Raw genomic sequence first — 3,752 nt, forward strand, 5'->3', positions numbered from 1 at the left:
CCTCTCTGCGCAGCAAGGCCCCGATCTGCCCCTGCTCGGTACAGGCATCGGCTTCTTGGAGGATGCGAAGTTTATAGGCGGCAGTATGCTTTCTTCGTTTGACGACCTCGGAAACTTCCGGGTCTGTGGGTTGTTGGTTCATGCCGGGGATGGGGGAGACTCCAGTCGGCCTATGGCCTCCTTCCGTCTCCCCCATCCCCGGCTCCCTTCCCGAAACGATGGCTGGTGCTAACTTCATGCTTGAGACTCCTAACCGCCCTACATTAATTTCTCAACAGGCGGCTGTCTCACCTTCAATGACACAGAGGGATGGCGTGGATTCGCAAGGAAGAACTGTTTTGCGTAAGACTCTCAAACGAGCCCAAGTCGCTGACTTTTTCTCCAACCTGCCGCATTGTCTTGTCGGCATGGAAGCATGCGCCAGTTCCACTTACTGGGCACGGGTCATCGAATCCTGTGGTCATACCGCCAAAAGAATCCATCCAAAGTTCGTCAAGCCTTACCTGATGGCCGAGAAAAACGATCCCAACGATGCGGAGGCTATCTGTGAGGCAGTGCAACGTCCAAGAATGCGTTTTGTTCCCAATAAGACCCAGGAACAGGCGGATATCCAAGCTATTCACCGTGTCCGTAGAAGCTTTGTCCAAGCAAGGACCGCGGCGATCAACCAGGTTAGAGGTCTGCTGGCTGAGAACGGCATTATCCTCAAGCAAGGGGCTTGTCATGTCCGCTTTCATCTCCCGTCGATCATTGACGATCATGAAAACGGCCTTTCCGGAACCATGCGGCAGTTGCTGCGTTCCCAGTATGAGAACATTACTTTCCTTGACGCCCGAATAGCCGAGCAAAACAAGGTTCTGAAGGACATCGTCAAGGAGCATGAAGCTTGCCGCCGTCTGATGCAGATTCCTGGAGTAGGGGTTCTTACCGCCTCGATTCTTCTGACTGTGGCCGGGACGGTCCAAGACTTCAAAAACGGAAGGGAATTCGCGGCGTATCTTGGTCTTGTTCCGCGCCAACACTCCACTGGAGGGAAGCGACGTCTTTTGGGCATCAGCAAGCGTGGCGACAGCTACGTCAGGACACTTCTGATCCATGGAGGTCGAGCGGTTCTGCGAGCCATGAAAATGGACCGGGAACCTCTTGGAGATGGGGCGCGTAATGCCTGGCTTGTGAGCCTGATTGACCGGCGAGGCCACAATAGGGCGAGTGTCGCCTTGGCGAACAGGACGGCTCGGATTGCATGGAGCATGCTGGCACACGGCACCGAGTACGCCAAGGCGGCGTGATTGGATGTCTATGGTATGGCTTTGTTGACGTGAGCAACCTGCAACAAGACTGACGGCAAAGGATATTGAGGGATTTCCCCCACCGAGGATGCCAAGAAAAAGAGGATGAGACAAAACGGTCGGACCAGCTTCCGGGGACCCTGCTTTCAACGGTGGCCTTCAAGGTCGAAGCAGCGATGAGGGACGGAAGCGCGGATATACCATCAGGGCGCTGCCAGCTTGGCATGATGCCGGATATACGTTTGCATCCAACCATTTTTGTCTCAGAACCTTGCTCTTGACGTCAGGGCGGGGCCATATACGTTGAAAAACTCCCAATTGCCGCGTCGCTGCAAAAAAGTTCAAACCCTCGCGTTTCAATAAATACGCTTTGACCTTGTTTTTTTGCTCCTTGCACTTGGGTTTTTTGAACGGACTGCCAAAAAAGACTTTCAACACGCAAGTAGATGTCCCTGACTCGGGTGTCCGCGGCCATACGCTGAAGGTGATAGAAAATACAAAGAGGCGCAACCGGGTCGCCTCATATCCCAAGCAGCTTGAAGAGCGGATTGTCCAGTATCTGCGAGGTCCGGTCGCGCAGGGATTTAGCCCGGTGAACCCTGGAATAGAGAAAGCGGGTTTCCCTGCTCGAGGCGTGGGCACCCCCGTTTTTCTCCAGCACCTCCAAAGCCGTATCCAACTCAACTCCAGCGGACTCCACCTTACGCCGAACCATGGCCAGCAACCCCTGGCGCAGGGCTGAACCGATGTTGTCCACGGTGCGGTAGTAGCTCTTGCGGTCCCCCTGCTTCCAGACCCGGACAACGAAGCCCAGGCTCTCCAACTGGCGCGCGGCCGTGCTCACCGCGGCCTTGCTCAACCCGAGCTCTTCCTCCAGTTGATCCAGGGAGGCCTCGCCGTCGGTCAGGTACAGGCTGATCAGCACTTGGCCCACGATTCGTCCCAAGCCGAACTCCTGGGACATTCGACCGCCGGTTTCAATGAGGCCGGCGCGGACTTCATTAATGGAATTATGTTCTTTCATTACTGTATTTTCATAAAATTTTGAAAGCTCTTTTGCTAATGTTTCCATCCGGAACGTGTCAAGGCTTTATGATTTCATTTCACCCCTCAGCGGCTCTGCGGCTCAAGGCCCGACAGGGCCGGGCGTGAGATGATATTCTTTCCGGTCTCTCGCCCGCTCGAAGACTCGCTTGAGGCGCAGAGGCGCGGAGGAGAAAGGCTTTTGGCCGAAGGCCGGTTCAAACCCTCGGCGGCTCCGCGGCTCTAGGCCCGACAGGGCCGGGCGTGAGATGATATTCTTTCTGGCCTCTCGCCCGCTCGAAGACTCGCTTGAGGCGCAGAGGCGCGGAGAAGAAAGGCTTTGGGCCGAAGGCCTTTTCATTCCTCGGCGGCTCCGCGGCTCTAGGCCCGACAGGGCCGGGCGTAAGATGATATTCTTTCTGGCCTCTCGCCCGCTCGAAGACTCGCTTGAGGCGCAGAGACGCGGAGAAGAAAGACTTTTGGCCGAAGGCCGGTTCAAACCCTCAGCGGCTCCGCGGCTCAAGACCCGACGGGGCCGGGCGTGAGATGATATTCTTTCCGGTCTCTCGCCCGCTCGAAGACTCGCTTGAGACGCAGAGACGCGGAGGAGAAAGGCTTTTGGCCGAAGGCCGGTTCAAACCCTCGGCGGCTCCGCGGCTCTAGGCCCGACAGGGCCAGGCGTGAGATGATATTCTTTCCGGTCTCTCGCCCGCTCGAAGACTCGCTTGAGGCGCAGAGGCGCGGAGGAGAAAGGCTTTTGGTCGAAGGCCGGTTCAAACCCTCAGCGGCTCCGCGGCTCTAGGCCCGACAGGGCCGGGCGTGAGATGATATTCTTTCTGGCCTCTCGCCCGCTCGAAGACTCGCTTGAGGCGCGGAGGAGAGATTTTTGATCATTGCTCCGAGTGTGAAGCAACGAACAAGGATCTTCGCCCAGGCACCTCATGGCGTGGACAGGGTGTTGACCACTCTCACAATGCCATCCTTGAGCAAGGCTTCATTGAAATTGATCAACAATCCAACCTCCTTGCCTGACAGTCGTAAATAGCTCAACAACTGCTTTTTGTGCACTGGCTCGATCCGTTGTACCGACTTGAGTTCCACGACAACCTGATCTCCCACCAGCATATCCAAGCGAAAGCCGAGCTCGTGGATTACCTTGCCCTTGTAAGCTACCGGCAGTGGCAGTTCCGTTATGACCTCAACTTTCGGGGTTGCGGCTTGCTGCGCAACTATTTACGATCTTTGACATAATTCCTGGTTCAAGCCGAAGAACTCGATAGCTGCCCCGAATACTTCGGAAATCATGGCGGTGAATATCTGCTCTGCGTATTGTCCCGCTCTGCGCAGCTTGTCTACTGCGAGCTCAAGAATACGTTTCAGTGCGGCCCTGAAGTCCAGATCCCTCATTTCCTCGCCACAAGACCTGAACAATGAGCCAAA

The 3,752-nt window shown here is 56.0% G+C and carries 4 protein-coding genes and 1 pseudogene; 1 reads left to right on the forward strand and 4 read right to left on the reverse strand.

Going from position 1 to position 3,752, the window contains the following annotated elements:
• A pseudogene (locus GY33_RS0106480) lies at nt 1-238 on the reverse strand (hypothetical protein); the annotation flags it as partial.
• Between the two features lie 58 nt (nt 239-296).
• Between GY33_RS0106480 and GY33_RS0106485 the strand changes: the two are divergent.
• Nucleotides 297-1,289: an IS110 family RNA-guided transposase gene (locus GY33_RS0106485; protein WP_152555106.1), complete on the forward strand. Its 993-nt coding sequence runs from the start codon at nt 297-299 to the stop codon at nt 1,287-1,289.
• 520 nt (nt 1,290-1,809) lie between these two features.
• Here the strand turns inward: GY33_RS0106485 and GY33_RS19670 are convergent.
• From GY33_RS19670 to GY33_RS21660, 3 genes are all read right to left on the reverse strand, one after another.
• On the reverse strand, nt 1,810-2,313 hold the full coding sequence (locus GY33_RS19670) for a GbsR/MarR family transcriptional regulator (protein WP_051822363.1): 504 nt from the start codon (nt 2,311-2,313) through the stop codon (nt 1,810-1,812).
• Nucleotides 2,314-3,251: 938 nt separating this feature from the next.
• Entirely contained in the window at nt 3,252-3,545 is a 294-nt protein-coding gene (locus GY33_RS20345) for a GxxExxY protein (RefSeq protein ID WP_084184864.1), read from the reverse strand.
• Nucleotides 3,546-3,752 (reverse strand): hypothetical protein (locus GY33_RS21660; protein ID WP_235185482.1); only part of this gene is annotated, 207 nt, incomplete at its 5' end.

It is taken from the genome of Desulfonatronum thiodismutans, from assembly GCF_000717475.1.
Lineage (GTDB): Bacteria > Desulfobacterota > Desulfovibrionia > Desulfovibrionales > Desulfonatronaceae > Desulfonatronum > Desulfonatronum thiodismutans.

Bases quoted from the DNA above. Each gene is read 5' to 3' on its own strand.
- GY33_RS0106485 (WP_152555106.1), top strand. From the start codon at position 297: ATGACACAGAGGGATGGCGTGGATTCGCAAGGAAGAACTGTTTTGCGT.
- GY33_RS19670 (WP_051822363.1), bottom strand. From the start codon at position 2,313: ATGAAAGAACATAATTCCATTAATGAAGTCCGCGCCGGCCTCATTGAA.